Below are 18903 nucleotides of genomic sequence, written 5' to 3' on the forward strand. Positions count from 1 at the left end.
GTGGGCGGGACGTCCGCCGGAGTGCAGCCACTGTCCGCATGACGGATTGGGCAAGCGCTTTCCGGGTGGAGGCTGGCATGATGGGCGCATGCGCATTCTGATCGCTCCGGACAAGTTCAAGGGTTCACTCACCGCGGCTGAGGCTGCCTCCGCCATCGCCGAGGGCGCCCTGCGCGTTTACCCCGACGCCGTGGCCACGCAGTTCCCCATCGCCGACGGCGGCGAGGGAACCCTGGAGGCGGCTGTCGCGGCAGGCTATGAGGAGCGGCTCAACGCCGTGGTGGGTCCCATCCTCGCTCCGCTGGGTGCCGCGTGGGCCATTCGCAAAGACGACGCCGGCAAGGTCACCGCGGTGATCGAGACGGCACAGGCCTCCGGCCTGGCGGAGATGGAACCGACGCCGGACAACGCGCTCCGTGCCCACAGTTACGGCTGCGGCCAGCTCATCGCGGCGGCTCTGGAGGCGGGCGCCACCGAGATCGTGCTCGGACTGGGCGGCTCGGCCATGAGCGACGGCGGCAGCGGCGCCCTGCGCGCGCTGGGCCTCAAACCGCTTGACTCCGCCGGCAACGTGGTGCCGCTCGGCGGCGGCTCGCTGGCCGACGTCGTCTCGCTCGACGCCAGCGGCCTCGATCCCCGGCTGTCCGCCACTACCTTCCGGATCGCCGTGGATGTCCGCAACCCGCTCTACGGGCCCACCGGCGCCGCGCACGTCTTCTCGCCCCAGAAGGGCGCGGACGATGCCGCCGTTGAACTGCTCGACGCCGGGCTCCGCAACTGGGCGTCAGTCCTGCGGGAAGCGACGGGCCGTGACGTGAACGTCCCCGGCGCAGGCGCCGCCGGCGGCTTCCCGGCGTCGTTCCTCGCCTTCACCGGCGCTACGCTGGAAGGGGGCTTCGCGCTGGTGGCCGGCCTGACCGGCCTGGCAGGCGAACTGGCCGGCGCGGACCTGGTGATCACGGGCGAAGGGTCCATGGATTCCCAGTCGCTGACCGGCAAGGCGCCCATCGCGCTCGCTGATGCCGCCCGGGAGCGTGGCATCCCCGTCATCGTGGTGGCCGGGCGCATCCTGGTGAGCCTCGAAGACCTCACCGGGCACGGCGTGGTGGCCGCGGCCCAGTTGCTGGATGTTGCCTCAAGCCCGGAAGACGCCGTCGCGAACGCCGGCAAGTATCTCACCTGGGCAACCAGCCAGGTTCTCGAAGGGGCTTAGTCACAGCCCCTCGCCCAACGCAGGCGGGTACGTGGATCAGCCAACGAAGGGCTTGCTTCAGGCGCCGGTCTCGTAGTGCGGTTCAGCTACGGGCTTGGACTCCGGGGAGCCCTTTTCCCGCAGGTAGACGGAGGCTCCCACCAGGACGGCGACGGCCAGGAATTCGCTTTGCCAGTTCTGGAACGACTCGAACCAGAAGCGGCTGGTGCCCAAGTACTGCAGGAAGGTCACGGCTGGCTGGCCGTGGCTTTGCTGGTCCTCGCTGTACGCCGCCGCGCCGCCCACGCCGTGCAAGGTGAAGGAAGCCAGGAACAGCGTGAACAGGAGGATGGACAGCGAGTGCTTGTAGAAGCCGAGAGCTATCCCGCCGCGTTTCACCGGCCAGGGCGTTGCCTTCCTGATGGCGGCATGGCGGGGGTCTTCGTCCTGCGGCGACTTCTTGCCCAGGGGTTTCGACTCCGAGGAGCCCTTCTGGAACAGGAAGATGGTCAGCACCACGTACATGGCCATCTGCAGGAACTCCGACTCCCAGTTTTCGAAGGTGGCCTCCACGAATTCTCCGCTGCCCAGGAACTGGACCACGGTAACGGCCGGTTCCCCATGGGCCTGCTGGTCTTCACTGTAGGAGGCAGCCCCTGAAAGGATCATGCCTCCGAAGAACACCAGGAAGAGGGCCAAATTTGCCAGGAGCAGCCCGTGCTCTTTAGCCCATTTGCGCATTTCCTACTCCGTTCCGTGGAACTTCCGGTCGCTTACAGCTTCCGGTCGAGTTTGCCGGCGTCGGCCTTCCGGTTGAGATGGATGGGGACATAGACCAGCAGGACCACCATCACCGCCATCAGTGCCCCTCCGGCGGTCAGGCCGGCCTGCCGCCCCGCGGTGACGTCGAAGACCAGCGCGGCGGTCCCGGCGCTGAGGAGGGCTATCCCGCCCAGCGCAATTTTGGTGATGGAGTCCGCGCTGGAGACCAGCGTTTCCTTCAGCCGCTTCCGGAACAGCCGGCGGTGGACGCTGACCGGGAGGAGGATGAAGGCGGTGGTCAGTGCGGCGACCACCACGTTGGCCAGGTAAAGCGTCACCTGAAAGCTGTCCAGGTCTTCGAAGCGTGACTGGAAGGGGAGCGTCAGCAGGAATCCGGCAAGGATCTGCACGCCGGTCTGCAGTACACGCAGCTCCTGCAGCAGTTCGGCCCAGTTGCGGTCCAGCTGTTCCTCGCGGGTTTCGTTCCGCCCGGTCCTGCCGGTGTAATCCTCCACCTCTGACATTGCAGCGTCCTCCAATCCCGGCCAGCACCCTGTTTCCTTTCCTACTCTTCACCTACCCAGAAACAAGGCAACGTTGCGCCAACACCAGTATTTGATAAGTTTACTGATTATTGGTTCTGAACGGTGGACTTCGTTCCTTCGTGGGGGATAGCTTCGAAGAGCCGGTATACCGGCGAAGCTCTTCGGAAACCGACAACTGAGTAGGCGGACTATGAGCGGCACAGACCAGCAGGACACAGGCAAGCAGACAGACCAGCCCAAGGACCCGCGGGGCGGCTACCATTTGGGGCCGTTCCCTGAACAGGAACAGAAGCAGCCCGGCCTGACCGCGCCCATGGATCCCAAGCCGGACCATGGCGAAGCGTCCTACGAGGGCAACGGAAAGCTCGAAGGCAAGGCAGCCCTGATCACCGGCGGCGACTCCGGAATCGGCAAGGCAGCAGCCATCGCCTTCGCCCGCGAGGGGGCCGACGTCGCCATTTCCTACCTCCCGGAGGAGGAAGACGACGCCCAGGACACCGCCGAATGGATCCGCAAGGCGGGGCGCCGCGCGCTGCTGTTTGCCGGCGACGGGCGCGAGGAGGAGTTCAGCACCCGGATCGCGAACGAGGCCGCCAACGAATTTGGCCGCCTGGATGTGGTGGTGCTGAATGCCGCGTACCAAAAGAACCGGGACAGCTTCGAGTCGCTGCCCACCGAAGAATTCGACAGGGTCTTCAAGACCAACCTGTACTCGCTGCTGTGGACGGCGCGGGCGGCCGTTCCGCACCTGAAGGCGGGCGCCTCCATCATCACCACGGCATCAATCCAGGCCTTCAACCCGTCGCCGGGCCTGATCGACTACGCCATGACCAAGGCAGCCCAGGTGGCCTTCACCAAGGCGCTGGCCCAGGAACTGGGGCCCAAAGGAATCCGGGTCAACGCCGTAGCGCCCGGCCCCATCTGGACTCCACTGATTCCGGCCACCGAATGGCCGGACAAGCTGCCGTCCTTCGGCCAGGACACACCTTTGGAGCGCGCCGGCCAACCCGCCGAACTGGCAGCCGCCTACGTGCTGCTCGCTTCCGAGGACGGCTCCTATATTTCCGGGGCAGTACTGCCAGTTACCGGGGGCAAGGGCCTCTAGCCCACTTCACACCGCATCAACCGCAACGCAACCAGGAGGAACCATGACGCAGGACAACCAGCACGCTGCACCCGAGACCGACCCGGGCGGCTACGGCACTCCCACCGCTGAGCAGGAAATGGGCGGGCAGGACCAGCAGGCCGCCCAGGGTTCACAGGGCGGCCAGGGTGCGGCCACCAACGAACCGCAGTCCGGCGGAGAGGAGCAGGTGGCTCGCGACATCGACCTGCCCTCCAGCGCCGCCGAAATCGACGAGAACAACGACGACTCCAAGGGGTCTGCGCCCACCTCCTCGGAATCCGGCCAGGAAGCAGCTGGCGTCCCGGACGGCAGCGGCAACGACCTTCCGCAGGAAAAGTCGCCCAAGGACGACGACGGCGACGAGTTCAACGCCGGCTAACAGCACCGATTCCGTAAACGGGCCCCGCTGCCGCACCCCTATAGGTGCGGCTGCGGGGCCCGTTCCCTGCCCGGCTTGTCAGCGCCGTCCGGTATTGGTTTTCCTTACTCCAAGGTTTTCAGGTAGTCCCTGATGCCGTCTGCTACCAGTTGGTGGTCTTCGTCGGAGGTGAGGCCGGAGGCGGTGATGGCACCGATGACGCCTGCGCCGTGCACACGGATGGGGAACGAGCCGCCGGCGAGGGTGTAGTCCTCGGGAGCGAGCCAGCCGCCTTGGGTGGGGTCGTAGTCGGTGAACTGTTCGGTGAGGTAGGCGGTGCTGTGCTCGAAGCGCAGCACCGAGTTGGATTTCCGCCGGATCCATTCCTGCTGGTCGGACGTGACACCAGGGAGGACGCAGCGGAACAGCACGATATTGTGACGGCGGATGTCGATGGCCACGCCGTGGTTTTCGGCGATGGCGTGGTTGGCGATCAGCGAGCCCAAACGCCAGGCGTCATGCTGGTCGAAGCTGGGGAAAACCAATTCCTCCTCTTGCTGGCGCAGTTCGAGCAGGCGGGGTGATTCGCTCATGCGCTTTCCTTGTCGGCGTCGTAGCTCAGGCCGATGTGCTGGCGGATCTGGTCCATGGCGGCCATGATGGCCACGCTCTCGCTGGGCGGGAGGATGGTCCCGGCCGTGACGCCCTCGCGGACCAGGCGTTCGAGTTCGGCTGCCTGGTACTGCATTCCGCGGCTGGTCACGGACTGCTCGTACCGCTCAACAACGCTTCCATCCACGGCGTGGACGGTGAACGGGACGGGGTTGTACCAAGTGTGTTCGATGTCGATCCAGCCCTTGGTTCCGAGCACCATGGCCCGGTTGGCGCTGGCGGCGTCCAGTTCGCAGTCCACCAAAGCCTGCGCACCGCCGTCGTACTCGAAAATTGCCGCGGTCTGGCGGTCCACGCCGGTGGCGGTCATAGTGGCGCTGGCCGTGATGCGGGAAGGGGTGCCGAGGACGTCGAACGCGAAGGAGATCGGGTAGATGCCCAGGTCCAGGAGGGCGCCGCCACCTAGGGCGGGGTCGTTGAGCCGGTGCGCAGGGTCCTGCGGCAGGCTCTGGTTGTGGCTTGCCACTACCTTCCGGACTTCACCGATGGCACCTTCAGCGATGAGTTCCCGGATGCGGATCATGTGCGGCAGGAACCTGGTCCACATGGCTTCCAGGGCCACCAGCCCCCTGGATTCGGCCAGGTCCACAATTTCCTGTGCCTCCCGGGCGTTCATGGTGAACGACTTCTCGATCAACACATGCTTGCCGGCGTTCAGGGCCAACAGGGCGTTTGCGTGGTGCATGGGGTGTGGCGTCGCAATATAGACCACGTCCACCAACGGGTCTGCCGCCAAGTCTTCGTAACTGCCATGGGCAGTAGCTATTCCGTGCTGTTCGGCGAAGGCCTTGCTCGAATCCACGGAGCGCGAGCCGACGGCCTGCACCGTAAAACCGTTCTCTCTCAAGTCCTTCGTCTGCAGCCCGGCGATAAAGCCGGTGCCGAGGACTCCCCAGCGGATTGTTCCGTCCGAGGTGCCATTGCTGAGGGTCACGTGCTTAGTCCTTTGTTGAGTCAGTGAGCGGGTAGGCCACGAACGCGATACGCGCCGAGTCCGGTGACCAGCTGTTGACGTTGAGGGTACCTTGGCCGCCCAGCAGCGGCCATGTGTGCAGCGGAGAGGTCCAGTCCCCGGTCGAAACAAGTACGACGGCGACCGGCAAGTCGGCGGGGTGCCCTTCCGTTCCGCGGGGGAAGCGGATGTACGTCGCCAGGCGGCCGTCGGGGGAGAGATGGGGGAACCAGTCGACGGAATCGGAGCTGAGGAGTTGCTCGAAACCGGTCCCATCGCTCTGGACCCGGGCCAACTGGGCGTGCCCGGGCGCGGTGCTGAAAGATTCCGTGTTCAGGTACAGCCACTTACCGTCGGGCGAGTATTCCGGACCGTCGCAGTGCCCGGGGCCCACATCAACGCTGGCGGTAGCGCCGCCGTCGGACGCTATGGTCATCAGGCGGCCGGGCTGGGTAAAGTCGCCCGCTTCGATGCTGACGTAGGCCAGTTCCCTGCCATCCGGGCTGACCCCGTGGAGGAAGTGGAAGGTGCCGTCCTCCTCGGTGATGCGCGTCGCCGCTCCGCCGGCCAGGGAGGCGCGGTAGATGTGGCCGTCGTTGGCCGAGAGGAAAATGCTGGTGCCGTCGGGTGCCAACACGTGGTCGTTGTTGAGGTCCGGGACGCCGGTCAGCGGAACTTCCACGGGATGGCCGCCGGCCACGTCCAGTGTCCACAGTTTCCCGTTCCCGTTGAGGACAAGTGCTGTGCCGTCAAGGGTCCAGTTCGGGGCCTCAAACAAGACGTCGTCAGAGCTGTAGAGCAGCTCGGCTTCCCCGGTCACGGACGCGATCCATACTTCGCTGCGCTGGCCGGGTTGCAGGGTTCTGTTCACAGCTACTCCCCGCCGAGTTCTTTGATGCGGATGTTCCGCCACCGGCACTGGGCGCCCTTGCCCCAGCGCGCTTCGCCGAACATGGAGTCGTTGTCATGCACTTCAAGGGCGATGTGCCCGCGGGGGCCGAGGACATCCAGCACATCCGCAGGGTTGTAGTTGGGCGAATCGAGGGCGGCGGTGTCCAGCTCGGCGATCTTGACGCCGTTGATCCACGTGGTGATCACCGGCAGCGGGCCCACGCAGCGGATGCGCAGCTCGTTCCAGTCGTCCCAGCGCCACGCCTTGAGGAAATCCTGGACGTCGGCGGCGTAACTGAGGCGGGCACGCTTCTCTTCCGTGACGGGTTCCACCGAAGTGGCGGGGTCATCCGCCACCAGCCCGGCCGGCCGGCCATCGGCGTCGAGGGCAACGTCCACGGCAAACGGCACAGCCGAAAAACTCGCCAACCCATTTCCGAAGAAGCCACCGATCCCGCCGGAGGGCCGGTGGTCCACCAGCACCTGAAAGCCTTCCCAGCTGTCCGGACGCCGGCGAAGCATCACACCCGTGTCAGCCGGCCAGTCCGGGCGCATCTCCAGGACCAATTCGAAGTCCCCGTAAGCCTGTTCGCTGACCAAATAGCCGCCATAGCCGCTGCCGGGAGTGTCTTGTTCACCGATGAGGACACCGTCCTCGGCGAACCAGTGGGCAGGGTGCTTTTCGGGATCGACCGGTGGGGTCAAACCGAGGGCTTCGAAGCGCTCCAGGAGCAGGGGGCCGCCCGGATACTCGGTGCCATAGACGCGGGGTACGGTTCTCCAACCGGCCAGGGTAGACCCGTCGAACAGCGGGACGAAACCGTCGCCGCCGTCGGGCGTTCCAATGTCTGGCATGAACTAGTCCTTGCTGCTGAAGGCGGCGTCGAAGCTGGTCTGGGAGGCGGGGAAGTCGTATTTCTTGAGGGCGGCGAGGGCTTCGGGGGCGCCGTGGAGGCGGTCCATGCCGGCGTCCTCCCATTCGATGCTGATGGGTCCGTCGTAGCCGATGGCGGCCAGGGCCCGGAACGATGCTTCCCAGGGGACGTCGCCGCGGCCGGCGGAGACGAAGTCCCAGCCGCGGCGCGGGTCGCCCCATGCCAGGTGGGAGCCGAGGACGGTGTTGCGGCCGGTCTGGCGGATCTTGGTGTCCTTGCAGTCCACGTGGTAGATCCGGTCCTTGAAGTCCCAGATGAAGGAGACGGGGTCGATGCCCTGCCACATCATGTGCGAGGGGTCCCAGTTCAGGCCGAACGCTTCGCGGTGGCCGATCGCTTCGAGGGTGCGTTGGGTGGTCCAGTAGTCGTAGGCGATCTCGCTGGGGTGGACTTCGTGGGCGAAGCGGACGCCGTTGTCGTCGAAGACGTCCAGGATGGGGTTCCAGCGGTCGGCAAAGTCCTGGTAGCCGGCGTCGATGACTTTTTCGGGGACGGGCGGGAACATGGCCACGTATTGCCAGATGGAGGATCCGGTGAACCCGACGACGGTGTCCACGCCCAGCGCGCGGGCGAGCCGGGCGGTGTGCTTGAGTTCCTCGGCGGCGCGCTGGCGGACGCCTTCGGGGTTCCCGTCGCCCCAGACTTTGGAGCCGACGATGGCTTCGTGGCGGAAGTCGATGGGGTCATCGCAGACGGCCTGGCCCTTGAGGTGGTTGGAGATGGCCCAGACCTTGAGGTTGTACTTGTCCAGGAGTTCGAGCTTGGACTCGACGTAGCCGGGTTCGTCCACGCGCCAGGCGTCCAGGTGGTCGCCGGAGACCGCGATTTCCAGGCCGTCGTAGCCCCAACCGGAAGCCAGCTTGGCCACTTCCTCGAGGGGCAGGTCGGCCCACTGGCCGGTGAACAGGGTAAACGGGCGGGGCATGGTCAGGCTCCTTTGGTGGGGCTGGTCTCCGGGGAGGTGCCCGGCAGTTGGATCAGGGCGCTCTTCGCGGCGGCGGATTCCTCCACGGCGTTGAGGATGTACTGCACGTTCAGTCCTTCCTCGAACGACGGCGATGGCGGGGTTTGGTCCTGGATGGCGGTGAGGAAGTCCCGGACCTGGTGGGTAAAGGTGTGTTCCCAGCCGATGATATGGCCCTGCGGCCACCACGCTTCGAGGTAGGGGTGCTCGGGTTCGTTGACCAGGATCCGGCGGAAACCCTGCTCGCGCACCGGAACGGTGGCGTCCAGGAACCCGAGCTCGTTGAGGCTTTCCAGGTCGAACAGGATGGTGCCCTGGTCGCCGTAGATCTCGAGCTTGAGGCTGTTCTTCTGGCCCGTCGCCACCCGGGAGACCTCCACTGAGGCGATGGCCCCGGAGGCGAGGGACAGCGTTGCCCAGGCGGCGTCGTCGACCGTGACGTCCTCCAGCCCTTCCCCGGCAGCATTGCCGCCGGGACGCTGCGGAACGAACGTGTGGAGCCTGCCGGTGACCTCCGTGACCTGGTCGCCCAGGAGGTAGAGGACCTGGTCGATGGCGTGGGAGGCGATGTCGCCGAGGGCACCGGACCCGGCGGTTTCCTTCCGGAGCCGCCAGGTCATGGGGGATTGGTCGTCGGCGAGCCAGTCCTGGAGGTAGGCGGCGCGGACGTGCCGGACGGTGCCGAGCCGGCCCTCGGCGATGAGTTCGCGGGCAAGGGCAAGGGCCGGGACTCGGCGGTAGTTGAAGCCGATCATTGACTGGACGCCCCTGGCGCGTGCCTTCGCGGCGGCGGCGGTCATGAGCTCGGCTTCGGCAAGGGTGTTGGCGAGGGGTTTTTCGACCAGGACGTGCTTGCCGGCTTCGAGCGCAGCGATGGCGATTTCGGCGTGCATCCAGCCGGGGGCGCAGATGTCGATGATGTGGATGTCGTCCCGGTCGATGACCTCACGCCAGTCTGTGGCCGACTCGGCCCAGCCGTACTTGGCTGCGGCCTCGGCCACGGCGGTGGCGTCCCGGCCTACGAGCACTTTCTGTTCGAAGGCCGGGACGTCGAAGAAACTGGCCACGTTCCGCCACGCATTCGAATGCGCCTTCCCCATGAAGGCGTAGCCGATGGCGGCGACGCCCAACGGCTGGTTGGAAGGCAGGGACGAGTGTGTGGGCGTGCTCATGGTTCGGTTCCTCGCTGGTTCGCTTGGGATTTCTAGAGAGTTGCTGTCTCGGGCGCCCAGTCCTCGGGGATGGCCTCCGAGGTAGGTGCGTTGCTGGTCACGTCCACGAACGAACCGGATTCGATGGATTCGGAGATCGAGACCATGCTGTCCAGCACGTGGTAGGCGAGGTCGCCGGTGGCCCGGTGCGGCACGCCTGCGCGGATGGCGCGGGCCATGTCCAGGGCGCCCATGCCGCGGCCGTTTGCAGGGCCGGTGGCGGGGATGGTGGTCCAGTCTTCGTCCCCGGCGCGCCAGAGCCTGATGTCGCCGGTGAAGTAGTTGGGGTCCGGCAGGGAGATGGTGGCTTCCGTGCCGGTGATTTCCACGAACCCCATCCGGGCGCGGGGGGATTCGAAGGAGAAGACGCTGTGCGAGGAGGCGCCGGATTCGAACTGGGCCATCGCTGAGACGTGGGTGGGGACCTCTACGGTGAATTCCTCGCCGGCCTTGGGCCCGGAGCCGATGACGCGGACCTCCTTGGCCTTGGACCCGACGGCGGCCACCTTGCGGATGGAGCCGAAGGCCTGGACCAGGGTGGTGAGGTAGTACGGTCCCATGTCGAACAGGGGGCCGGCGCCGTGCTGGAAGAGGAACGCGGGGTTGGGGTGCCAGGATTCAGGGCCGGGGGTCTGGAAAGTGGTCATGGCGGTCAGCGGGGTGCCGATGTCGCCGCGCTGGATGAGCCGCAGCGCGGTCTGGATGCCGGCGCCCAGGAACGTGTCCGGTGCAGTGCCGAGCCGGATTCCCGCGGCGTCGGCAGCCTTGAGCAGCCCCAGGCCGGATTCGCGGTCAAGGGAGAAGGGCTTCTCGGTCCAGACGTGCTTGCCGGCGTTGACCGCTGCGGTGGCCACCTCCACGTGGGCGGCGGGGATAGTGAGGTTGACGATGATTTCGACGTCGGGGTGGTTCAGTGCCTTTTCCGGCCCGCCCCATTCGGGGATGCCGTATTCCTTGGCGCGGGCCTCGGCGGCGTCTTCGAAGAGGTCGGCGATGACCAGGACCTTCAGGTCCGGGAAGACGGTCAGGTTGTCCAGGTACTGCTTGGAAATATTGCCCGCGCCGATCACTGCAACGCCAACCGGTCCCTTGCGGGTGGAAGGTGCGAAACTCATGCCTTGGCTCCTTCTGCTGCGGCGTTCAGGTACGCGAGGCTCTCGGTGATGCCTTCGAAGATGTCGCCGGAGTAGTCATCGAATTCCACGACGCCAACTTCGAGGGACTTCGCGGCGGCGATCACGTCCAGGACAGGGACCTTGCCCTGGCCGGCGGGCTGCTGGGCCTTGGTGTCCGTGCTCAGGTTGCCGTCCTTGATGTGGATGAACTTCACCCGGTCTCCGAGCTTGGTGAGGATATCAACGGGGTCCTGGCCGCCCACGGCCACCCAGTAGGTGTCCACCTCCAGGACCAGCTCCGGGTCCAGCAGGGACTCGAAGTACTCCAGCGCGGTGCGTCCCTCGATGCTGGACTCCAGTTCCCAGGCGTGGTTGTGGTACCCCACGGTGATGCCGTATTCGGCGCCCTTCTTCGCTGCGGCGTTGAGCTTGGCTGCCGTGGCCTGGATGGTTTCTGCGTCCTGCCAGTGCTCGGCGGGCAGGAAGGGATCGATAACGGTGCTGATGCCCAGGTCCTTCGCCGCTGTAAAGATCTCATCCTGGTCCTGTGACAGCAGCGGCGCATGGCCGGAGGGTGCGGTGAGGCCGTTCTCCGTCAGCGCGGCACCGAGTTCTTTTGCCGTAGCCACGAAGTTGTAGGGCTCAACCTGGGTGAAGCCAATCTCCGCGACCTTTTTGATGGTCCCAGGCAGGTCCTCGGCGATGGCGTTGCGCAGTGTGTAGAGCTGGAGTGAATAAGACATGGGTTTCCTATCAGGGATGGTTGGCGACGACGTTGTTGGGCAGGCTAGCGGCCGGCGAGGGATCCGCCGATGCCGCCGACGCTGAAGTACTTGTTCAGGGTGGCGAACACGATGACGGGCGGGAGCATCATGACCACGGCGAGGGCCATCACCGAGGTCCAGTCCGTGGCGTTCTGCTGGAAGAAGGACTGCACGCCCATGGGAAGGGTGAAGATTTCGTTGGAACGCAGGAACACGATGGCCACCAGGTAGTCGTTCCAGGCCAGGAGGAAGGCGAAGATCGCTGTGGACAGGATGCCGGGCAATGAGTTGCGCAGCACCACTTTGGTGAACGAGCCAAACACCGAGCATCCATCAATCCAGGAGGCTTCCTCGAGGCTGATGGGGATGGAGTCGAAGTAGGCGGCCATCATCCAGGTGGCAACGGTCATGGTGGAGCCAACGTAGATGATGGTGATGCCCAGCAGGTTGTCCACCAGGCCCATTCCTGCGAACAGGATGAACAGCGGAACCACGGACGTGATGATCGGCAGGGACTGCATCACGAAGAGGAGCAGTGAGTAGCCGGAAACTGCCTTGCTGCGGCCGCGGGACAGGACATAGCCTGCCGGTGCTGCCACTGCTACGGAGACCACCACGGTGGAGAGCGTGGTCACCAGGCTGTTTTGCAGCCAGGTAGCGGCCAGGGTTCCGTTGAAGACGTTGGCCAGGTTTTCGAACGTCAGGCCGGTGGCCGTGCTGTTGGGACCGGGGGTGAAGGCCAGGATCACCGTGACCATGATGGGAATGAGGACGATCGCCGTGATGGCCAGGATCAGGACGAACCGCCACCAGCGTCCGCGCATGCCGGCCTCGGAGAGCACCCGGCGCGGCTTGCCGGTTTCTGTGACGCCCAGCGCCGGGCCGGACTCGGGGTGGGCGTGGAGTACAGCGCTCATTATTCGACGCTCGACTTTCGGATCTGGCGGTACAGGAGGACCGAGATGACCACCAGGGTCATGGTCATGAGGAAGGCGATGGCAACGCCTGGGCCGGTAGCGAAGTCCTGGAAGACCGTGCGGTAGGCAAGGACCACAAGGGAGGTGGTGGCGCTGACGGGTCCGCCGCCAGTAAGCAGGTAGATGGTGGGGAAGTCATTGACGCAGAAGATCGTCATGAGGATCCAGCTGATGTAGGTGGACCGGGCGATCAGCGGCAGGGTGATCTGCGTGAATTGCTGCCATTTGGAGGCACCGTCCATGCTGGCGGCCTCGTAAACCGTTCCATCCACGGAAGCCAGCGCCGCGGAAATCATCATCATCATGAAGGGGAAAGACACCCACACCTTGAACACCATCACAGTGATGGAGGCAAGCGTTGGATCCGCAAGGAACAGCGGCGTCCCCAGGCCCAGGCTCCGGAAGAGTGCGGGAACCAGGCTGTCCGGAGTGGCTACCAGCCAGTTCCAGGCCGTGGAGGAGACCACAATCGGCACAACCCAGGGCAGGAGCAGGAGAACCTTGAAGGTGTTTCCTGCTGGAATCTTGGTCCGGAGCAGGAGGGCAAGTCCCAGTCCCACCAGCCAGGAGCCGAACACACCCACAATGGTGAACCAGAGGGTGAACTGGGCGGCTTTCCAGAAGGCCGGAGAGGACAGAACGGACGCAAAGTTCTCGCCGCCCACAAAGTTGCCGGTCTGCAGCAGGTCGCCATCGTGGGTTGCCTGGACGGCCGCGTGAATCAAGGGGTAGCCGTGGATCAGGACCAGCAGGACCACGGAGGGGAGCAACAGCCAGAAGAAGGTCCTGGTGGTCTGCGCACTGAGCTTGCTCTTGCGCTTGCCCGGGGAGGCCCCCGAGCCGCCGGGGGCGAGCCCCCGGCGGGCCCGGGAGAGGCCTGACGCTGTGGTGGTGGAAGACATGGGAGGTGCCGTTCTACTTCTTCAGGACTGATTCGAGGCCGGACTGGAAGGTCTGCAGAGCACTCTTGGCGTCCGTGGCCTGGCCGGTGAGGATGGACTGGCTGAACTGGTTCAGTGCCTGGCCACCGTCCAACGCGGCGAGGTTGGCGTTCAGGGTGCTGCCCTGGGAAGCGAAGGTCTTGGCGATCGGCTGCCAGTCCTTAACGATCTTGACGTTGTTGGGATCGTTGGCGAACTCGGGCATTTCCGTGATCGATTTGAAGACCGGCAGTGCAGACATCAGCTTCTGCTTCCACAGTTCCTTGAGCTGGCCCATGTAGTACACAAGGAACTCTTCGGAGGCATCCTGCGAAGGGGTGTTCTTGTACATCATGATGTTGTTCGGGAACACGATGGTGGCTTTGTCGCCGTGGGGGCCGGTCAGGGGATCGGCTACCAGGAGGTCACCGGAGGTGTCACCCACCCGCTGCGGAACGTTGACCTGGAATAGGCCGAATCCTGCCTTGCCGTCCTTCCACTGCGCAGACATGTTGTCCGTGGTGTAGCTGACTGCCGCCGGGTCAACGATTCCGTTGGAGACCAGTTCCCGGACGAACTCGATGGCTTCGACGTTGCGGTCGTTCAGCAGGTCCAGCTCGCCGTTCTTGTTCCAGACGCCGCCGCCGTTGTTGACCATCATCATGATCATGGAGTGGTTGCCGTAGTTGTTGCCCGAACCCGCGCCTGTGGCGAAGCCGAACGCGCCGAGCTTCTTCAGGGCCTTGCCGGCTTCGAGGAGGGACGGCCAGTCCGTGGGGAGGGCAACGTTTGCCTTCTCAAAGAGGGACTTGCGGTACCAGAACACGCGCATGTCCAGCTGCCACGGCACTGCCACGTAGCCCTTGTCCGACTTGAACGGATCCAGGACGCCGGGCAGGAAGTCGTCGAACTGGCCATTCGACTTCATCTTTTCGATCACCTTGTCGGCGTAGGCAATCTGTCCCTGCTGATCGAACTGGAACGCCTGGAAACCGCCACCGGTGGACACTGCCGGGCCGGTCTTGGACGCGATGGCCGAGGAGAAGGTCTGATAGAAGTTGTTCCACTGGATGATCTGGTAGTTGGCCTTGCTGTTGTTCGCGCCCGCCCAGCCCTCAGCAATCTTCTTGGCGGAATCGTTGTAGGCGGGCGTGGCCCACGGCATGTCCCAGAACTTGATGGTTCCCCCGGCGCCGCCTCCGCCGCCCTGGCTTGCCGATCCTCCGCCACAGGCCGCCAGCAGGGGAACGGATGCGGCCGCGGCTGTCAGGCCCAGGAAACCGCGGCGGGAGAAGGGACGGCTCTGGTGGGTGTTTGCGTTCATGGTGTGTCCTTTCGGGACCGCCGCGCGATGCGTTGTGGTGCGGTCCTGCTCATCGTTGAGAGTGGAGGTGGGACTGGACTGCTGGTTGGTTGCGTATTGGAAGGGGCTGGTTACGTGTCAGCGAAAGTTGCGTAAAGGTCGGTCAGCCGGGCGAACCGGGTGAGGTCGTCCGGCCGGGTGCCGGCTGTGAGGTGATCCTTGAGGCGGCGCCACGCCGTCCGGTGGGCTGATTCATACAGGGTGGGCAGCAAAAGTCCGCCGTGCGGCCCGGTGACCCGGACTTCGGCGGGCCAGGCGGCGGCCGGCTCGGGCAGCCGGACGCTGACGCCGCCGTCGGCCGTGTACAGCCGGATGTCGACGCCGGCGGGGCGGGCCGCGGTCAGCACGCCGTGGGCGGACATCGGGGCGCCGTTGGCGAGCCGTCCGCTGAACGTGTAACCGGTGGCCCCGCTCTGAAGCAGGGACACGGCGTCGAGCGTTCCGGTCACTTCCAGCAGCGCGGCGAGGTGCTCTCCGAGGAGCCGCTGCCAGTCCGTGCCGGGTGCCGCCGTGGCGACACTGTCCAGCATGGCCGCCGTGCCCAGCGCGCTCCGGAATGCTTCACGGGCGTCCGGGCCGCCGTCGTGCGAGACCAGCGCCGGGTTGGAGGCCCAGCGCAGGTCCAGGACGACGGCGGTGCCCGCGGCTTCGGCGGCAGCGGACAGCTGTGCGGTGTCCTCGGGGACAGGGTTGACCACCAGGACGCCGGGGCTGCCGGCTTCAATGGCGTGCAGGGCCTCGGCGGTCCAGCCGGGTCCGCCGGCGATGGCGGCGACGTCCGGGGTGGCGGCGCCGCCTGCCGCCGGGCCGAAGGTTGCCGGCAGCGACGCCACGGCCAGGGCGACGGCGCCGGCTTCCTCGGCGCCGGGGGTTGCCGTGACGGAGTAAGTGGCGCTCATGCTGAGGCTCCTGCGGTTGCGGCAATCCCGCCGGGCCGGCGGGCGTGGTCGGCGGCGACGCTGTCCACGGTGGCGTCCGCGATGGCCAGGGCGAAGGTGAGGTCGTCGATCAGGGTCTGCGCGGACGGCGGCTGTTTGGTTCCGCGCGCCAGTTCTGCCAGCTCCCGCCACTCGCCCTCGTAGCCGTTGTGGCTGTAGGGGCCGAGGGTGGTGGTTTCGGTGCCCCGGCTGAAGGTGGCGGTGGCGGAACCCGCCTGGACGTAGGAAGGTGTGAAATCGATCCGCAGCGCGCTGTGGCTGGCAATGGCTTCGAAGCTCCACTCGGGTTGCCAGGTGCTGTTCATGGCGGCCCGCAGTTCGATGGTGCGCGTGGGAGTGCGCAGTGAGATGGCGTAGCCGAAGGGGCGGACGTGCCGGGCCTGCAGCACCTGGATTTCGTCGAAGTCCGGGGTGAACCGGCGGACCAGGGGGAGGTCGTGGATGGCCAGCCCCATGATCCCGCCCTGCATCATGGATTTGATGACGTCGATGTCCGAGTAGTCCGGTGTGCCGGCGGCGGGGCGCGTCACGATCTCCGTGGCGAAGTCTTCGAAGCGGGCGTTGGGTGGAAGCACAATGGAGGAGCGGATGGTGTGTGCCGTCTCCGGCAGGTCTTCCCAGCGCCCTTCTGCTGCGAGCCAGCCCGGATCGAAGGTGTGCATGGCACCCACCACGATGGGAACGCCGGTTTCGGCGCTGACCTCGGAGATGCGGGCCGCCTCCTCGGCATTCATGGCAAACGGCTTTTCGCACAGGATGGCTTTCTTGCCGGCCCGGCAGGCGGCGATGACCTGTTCGGCGTGGAACTGGTGCGGACTGCAGATGGCAACGATCTCCACGGTGTCGTCGCCAAGCAGGGCGTCCATGCTGCTGCTGGACGTGGCACCGACGCGGGCGGCGACGGATGCGGCCACTGACTCATCAACATCCATGATGTGGCGCACTTCGAGGATGTCGCGGAGCCGGGCAAGGGCAGGAAGGTGGATGGCCTGGGTGACAGGACCGGCGCCCAGGATGCCTACCCCGAGGGGTGTTTCGGCGGGCGATGTCTGGCTTGGCAAGTCGGTTACCTCGTTGTAGGCGGACTCGGATGCGGAGGTTGATCGATGCCGTCAATCTGCTGCATCGGCAAGGACGATGTGCTCCTGGTCACAACGTAGAACTACTTTTGACGAGAGTCAAGCAAAAGTTGTTTGTAACAAATCAAACTTCTGTATTCGTGACAGTGCCAAGTCTGCGTGTTATGACTTGTACATGACTCGAGCCACAGGAAAGTTGCCTGCAAGGGACGCCGATGCCGGCAACCTTTCGCGCGCTGGTGACCTCTTCCAGCTTCTTCGTGACGGCCAGGCGCGGACCCGCGCCGAACTGGCCCTCACCACCGGGCTTGCCAGGTCCACCGTGGCGTCCCGCATTGACGCCCTCATCGGCTCGGGCCTCGTGGGCCCGGCCGGCGAGGCGAATTCGAGCGGCGGCAGGCCGCCGTCGCGCTTTGCCTTCAAGCCCGAGGCCCGCGTGGTGCTGGCCGTCGACGTCGGCGCTACCCATGTGATTGTTGCCGTCACCGACCTGGGCGGCAGCATCCTCGGCGAACGCCGGTTTGCGCAGGAGGTGGCGGACGGCCCGGCTGTTGTCCTGGGACGCGTGATCGCCGCCGGCAAGGAACTCCTGGCCGAATCGGGACGCGAGCCGGGCGACCTGGCCGGCGTCGGCATCGGACTGCCGGGTCCCGTTGAACATGACACCGGACGCCCCGTAAAACCGCCCATCATGCCCGGTTGGGACGGGTTCGACGTCGTCCCGTACGTCCAGCGGCAGCTGCCGGTTCCCGTCCTGGTGGACAACGACGTGAACATCATGGCGCTCGGTGAACGCACCGCGCACTGGCCCGAGCACGAGAATTTCCTCTTCATCAAGGTGGCCACGGGAATCGGTGCCGGCATCATCAGCAGCGGCGAGCTGCAGCGCGGCGCCAACGGTACCGCCGGCGACCTTGGCCACGTCCGCGTCCCCCGCGGCGACGACGTCCTGTGCCGCTGCGGCAACTACGGGTGCCTGGAGGCGCTCGCGTCAGGTCCCGCCGTCGCGCACCAGCTCCGGTCCCACGGGCTGGAAGCCAAGACCGGCGGCGACGTCCTGCGGCTGGTGGCCGAAGGGAACCTGCAGGCCATCCAGGCGCTGCGCCAGGCCGGCCGGGACGTCGGGGACGTGCTGGCCACCGTGGTCAACCTGCTGAATCCGTCCATGATCGTGATCGGCGGGAGCGTGGGGGAGGCCGGCGAGCACCTGGTGGCCGGCATCCGCGAAGTGGTGTACCGGCGGTCGCTGCCGCTGGCCACCACACACCTGCGCATCGGCATTTCCATGGCCGGCGGCCAGGCGGCGATCCTGGGGGCCAGTCAGATGGTCACCCAGCACGTGCTTTCCCCGGCAGTCATCGAAGCCACCCTCGCCGGCAACGCCATCGCCGGCTAGGCCGATGCAGCACGGCGGCAGGCTGGAGCACTGGCTTGAACCTTTGGCTGGATGACCGGGCTCGCCGGAAAGGATCAGGCGGACGGCTTGAGGAGGACGTCGATGAAGGTGGCGAGCCCGTCCGCCATGTCCACGTCCTTGTCATAGAGCCACTGCAGCTGCAGTCCGTCGGACACCGCCACCACCAGCCTGGCCAGGTCTGTGGCGGAAACATCGGACCTGACCCCGCCGGCCGCCTGCCGTTCCCGGATGTCGTCCTCCAGGGAGCGGACCACGGCGGCGAACCGCTCCTGGAAGTAGCCGTGGGAATCGTGCCCGGGGTTGCTGGCCGTGGCGGATGCCACCGCGTAGAGCGTGGTGAGCCCCGGCTGTGTCCGGTTCCTGGCGGCCACCGGAGCCATCAGTGCCAGCCCGGCCTCCTTCGCCGGAGTGTCCGCAAGTCCGCGCCTGTCCCGCTCGGCCAGGACAGCGGTCAACAGTTCCTGCTTGCCGCTGAAGTAGTGGAACAGGGTGGCCTCCTTGACGCCCACCAACTCGGCCACGCGCTTGAGGGCGGTGCCCTCAAAGCCGTCGGTGGCGAAGACGTCGGTTGCGGTCTGGATGATCTGTTCGCGGCGTTCCGCTCCCTTGGCGTAGGGTCCGCGCGGCTTGTTGGGGGTCACGGAAGCCAGTGTATTTCACCCCGCGCGGCGAAAGCCTAGTCATACTCGGTTTTTACCGTTACGATCTTTCCACTACCTGAA

At 65.8% G+C, this 18903-nt stretch carries 20 protein-coding genes; 4 read left to right on the top strand and 16 right to left on the bottom strand.

Annotated elements, in window-relative coordinates:
• The first annotated feature begins 88 nt into the window (after positions 1-88).
• Positions 89-1213 carry a glycerate kinase gene (locus ACFV4R_RS03500; RefSeq protein ID WP_377201062.1) on the top strand — a complete coding sequence of 375 codons (1125 nt, stop codon included), beginning with the start codon at positions 89-91 and terminating at the stop codon, positions 1211-1213.
• Between the two features lie 57 nt (positions 1214-1270).
• Here ACFV4R_RS03500 and ACFV4R_RS03505 read toward each other — a convergent pair whose 3' ends face one another.
• Both ACFV4R_RS03505 and ACFV4R_RS03510 read right to left on the bottom strand, forming a co-directional pair.
• Positions 1271-1933: a DUF6766 family protein gene (locus ACFV4R_RS03505; protein WP_377201063.1), complete on the bottom strand. Its 663-nt coding sequence runs from the start codon at positions 1931-1933 to the stop codon at positions 1271-1273.
• A gap of 32 nt (positions 1934-1965) precedes the next feature.
• Positions 1966-2478, bottom strand: coding sequence for a DUF6328 family protein (locus ACFV4R_RS03510; RefSeq protein ID WP_377201064.1), 513 nt, complete (start codon positions 2476-2478; stop codon positions 1966-1968).
• Between the two features lie 211 nt (positions 2479-2689).
• On the opposite strand from ACFV4R_RS03510, the gene ACFV4R_RS03515 reads away from it, so the two are divergent.
• Both ACFV4R_RS03515 and ACFV4R_RS03520 read left to right on the top strand, forming a co-directional pair.
• A complete protein-coding gene (locus ACFV4R_RS03515; RefSeq protein ID WP_377201065.1) occupies positions 2690-3604 on the top strand; it encodes an SDR family oxidoreductase in 915 nt (304 codons plus the stop codon).
• Positions 3605-3647: 43 nt separating this feature from the next.
• Positions 3648-4004, top strand: a complete 357-nt coding sequence (locus tag ACFV4R_RS03520; RefSeq protein ID WP_377201066.1) for a hypothetical protein — start codon at positions 3648-3650, stop codon at positions 4002-4004.
• A gap of 104 nt (positions 4005-4108) precedes the next feature.
• Here the strand turns inward: ACFV4R_RS03520 and ACFV4R_RS03525 are convergent, their stop codons facing one another.
• From ACFV4R_RS03525 to ACFV4R_RS03585, 13 genes are all read right to left on the bottom strand, one after another.
• Positions 4109-4576 (bottom strand): heme-degrading domain-containing protein, encoded by a 468-nt coding sequence (locus tag ACFV4R_RS03525; RefSeq protein WP_377201067.1) that lies wholly within the window; start codon positions 4574-4576, stop codon positions 4109-4111.
• Positions 4573-5589: a Gfo/Idh/MocA family protein gene (locus ACFV4R_RS03530; protein WP_377201068.1), complete on the bottom strand. Its 1017-nt coding sequence runs from the start codon at positions 5587-5589 to the stop codon at positions 4573-4575. Before ACFV4R_RS03530 ends, ACFV4R_RS03525 begins: the two co-directional genes overlap by 4 nt.
• 4 nt (positions 5590-5593) lie before the next feature.
• Positions 5594-6478 carry a TolB family protein gene (locus ACFV4R_RS03535; protein WP_377201069.1) on the bottom strand — a complete coding sequence of 295 codons (885 nt, stop codon included), beginning with the start codon at positions 6476-6478 and terminating at the stop codon, positions 5594-5596.
• A gap of 2 nt (positions 6479-6480) precedes the next feature.
• Positions 6481-7353: a DUF1080 domain-containing protein gene (locus ACFV4R_RS03540; protein WP_377201070.1), complete on the bottom strand. Its 873-nt coding sequence runs from the start codon at positions 7351-7353 to the stop codon at positions 6481-6483.
• A gap of 3 nt (positions 7354-7356) precedes the next feature.
• A complete protein-coding gene (locus ACFV4R_RS03545) occupies positions 7357-8358 on the bottom strand; it encodes a sugar phosphate isomerase/epimerase family protein (protein ID WP_377201071.1) in 1002 nt (333 codons plus the stop codon).
• Positions 8359-8360: 2 nt separating this feature from the next.
• Positions 8361-9569: a Gfo/Idh/MocA family protein gene (locus tag ACFV4R_RS03550; RefSeq protein ID WP_377201072.1), complete on the bottom strand. Its 1209-nt coding sequence runs from the start codon at positions 9567-9569 to the stop codon at positions 8361-8363.
• Between the two features lie 32 nt (positions 9570-9601).
• Positions 9602-10723 carry a Gfo/Idh/MocA family protein gene (locus ACFV4R_RS03555; RefSeq protein WP_377201073.1) on the bottom strand — a complete coding sequence of 374 codons (1122 nt, stop codon included), beginning with the start codon at positions 10721-10723 and terminating at the stop codon, positions 9602-9604.
• On the bottom strand, positions 10720-11466 hold the full coding sequence (locus ACFV4R_RS03560) for a sugar phosphate isomerase/epimerase family protein (RefSeq protein ID WP_377201074.1): 747 nt from the start codon (positions 11464-11466) through the stop codon (positions 10720-10722). The genes ACFV4R_RS03555 and ACFV4R_RS03560 overlap by 4 nt, the downstream gene beginning before the upstream one ends.
• Before the next feature lie 44 nt (positions 11467-11510).
• On the bottom strand, positions 11511-12404 hold the full coding sequence (locus tag ACFV4R_RS03565) for a carbohydrate ABC transporter permease (protein WP_377201075.1): 894 nt from the start codon (positions 12402-12404) through the stop codon (positions 11511-11513).
• Complete coding sequence (locus ACFV4R_RS03570) at positions 12404-13366, bottom strand: carbohydrate ABC transporter permease (RefSeq protein ID WP_167265100.1); 963 nt, start codon at positions 13364-13366, stop codon at positions 12404-12406. Before ACFV4R_RS03570 ends, ACFV4R_RS03565 begins: the two co-directional genes overlap by 1 nt.
• A 13-nt stretch (positions 13367-13379) precedes the next feature.
• Positions 13380-14708: an ABC transporter substrate-binding protein gene (locus ACFV4R_RS03575; protein WP_377201076.1), complete on the bottom strand. Its 1329-nt coding sequence runs from the start codon at positions 14706-14708 to the stop codon at positions 13380-13382.
• A 110-nt stretch (positions 14709-14818) separates the two neighbouring features.
• Positions 14819-15646 (bottom strand): hypothetical protein, encoded by an 828-nt coding sequence (locus ACFV4R_RS03580; protein ID WP_377201077.1) that lies wholly within the window; start codon positions 15644-15646, stop codon positions 14819-14821.
• A complete protein-coding gene (locus tag ACFV4R_RS03585; RefSeq protein WP_377201078.1) occupies positions 15643-16746 on the bottom strand; it encodes a Gfo/Idh/MocA family protein in 1104 nt (367 codons plus the stop codon). The genes ACFV4R_RS03580 and ACFV4R_RS03585 overlap by 4 nt, the downstream gene beginning before the upstream one ends.
• Before the next feature lie 193 nt (positions 16747-16939).
• On the opposite strand from ACFV4R_RS03585, the gene ACFV4R_RS03590 reads away from it, so the two are divergent.
• A complete protein-coding gene (locus ACFV4R_RS03590) occupies positions 16940-18160 on the top strand; it encodes an ROK family protein (RefSeq protein ID WP_377201079.1) in 1221 nt (406 codons plus the stop codon).
• Positions 18161-18234: 74 nt separating this feature from the next.
• Here the strand turns inward: ACFV4R_RS03590 and ACFV4R_RS03595 are convergent, their stop codons facing one another.
• A complete protein-coding gene (locus ACFV4R_RS03595; protein WP_377201080.1) occupies positions 18235-18822 on the bottom strand; it encodes a TetR/AcrR family transcriptional regulator in 588 nt (195 codons plus the stop codon).
• Positions 18823-18903: the final 81 nt, after the last annotated feature.

It is taken from the genome of Pseudarthrobacter sp. NPDC059871 (assembly GCF_042731175.1).
Classification (GTDB): domain Bacteria; phylum Actinomycetota; class Actinomycetes; order Actinomycetales; family Micrococcaceae; genus Arthrobacter.

Coding starts and splice junctions, on each gene's coding strand:
- ACFV4R_RS03500 (WP_377201062.1), top strand. CDS start 89: ATGCGCATTCTGATCGCTCCGGACAAGTTCAAGGGTTCACTCACCGCG.
- ACFV4R_RS03505 (WP_377201063.1), bottom strand. CDS start 1,933: ATGCGCAAATGGGCTAAAGAGCACGGGCTGCTCCTGGCAAATTTGGCC.
- ACFV4R_RS03510 (WP_377201064.1), bottom strand. CDS start 2,478: ATGTCAGAGGTGGAGGATTACACCGGCAGGACCGGGCGGAACGAAACC.
- ACFV4R_RS03515 (WP_377201065.1), top strand. CDS start 2,690: ATGAGCGGCACAGACCAGCAGGACACAGGCAAGCAGACAGACCAGCCC.
- ACFV4R_RS03520 (WP_377201066.1), top strand. CDS start 3,648: ATGACGCAGGACAACCAGCACGCTGCACCCGAGACCGACCCGGGCGGC.
- ACFV4R_RS03525 (WP_377201067.1), bottom strand. CDS start 4,576: ATGAGCGAATCACCCCGCCTGCTCGAACTGCGCCAGCAAGAGGAGGAA.
- ACFV4R_RS03540 (WP_377201070.1), bottom strand. CDS start 7,353: ATGCCAGACATTGGAACGCCCGACGGCGGCGACGGTTTCGTCCCGCTG.
- ACFV4R_RS03545 (WP_377201071.1), bottom strand. CDS start 8,358: ATGCCCCGCCCGTTTACCCTGTTCACCGGCCAGTGGGCCGACCTGCCC.
- ACFV4R_RS03550 (WP_377201072.1), bottom strand. CDS start 9,569: ATGAGCACGCCCACACACTCGTCCCTGCCTTCCAACCAGCCGTTGGGC.
- ACFV4R_RS03555 (WP_377201073.1), bottom strand. CDS start 10,723: ATGAGTTTCGCACCTTCCACCCGCAAGGGACCGGTTGGCGTTGCAGTG.
- ACFV4R_RS03560 (WP_377201074.1), bottom strand. CDS start 11,466: ATGTCTTATTCACTCCAGCTCTACACACTGCGCAACGCCATCGCCGAG.
- ACFV4R_RS03565 (WP_377201075.1), bottom strand. CDS start 12,404: ATGAGCGCTGTACTCCACGCCCACCCCGAGTCCGGCCCGGCGCTGGGC.
- ACFV4R_RS03570 (WP_167265100.1), bottom strand. CDS start 13,366: ATGTCTTCCACCACCACAGCGTCAGGCCTCTCCCGGGCCCGCCGGGGG.
- ACFV4R_RS03575 (WP_377201076.1), bottom strand. CDS start 14,708: ATGAACGCAAACACCCACCAGAGCCGTCCCTTCTCCCGCCGCGGTTTC.
- ACFV4R_RS03580 (WP_377201077.1), bottom strand. CDS start 15,646: ATGAGCGCCACTTACTCCGTCACGGCAACCCCCGGCGCCGAGGAAGCC.
- ACFV4R_RS03590 (WP_377201079.1), top strand. CDS start 16,940: ATGACTCGAGCCACAGGAAAGTTGCCTGCAAGGGACGCCGATGCCGGC.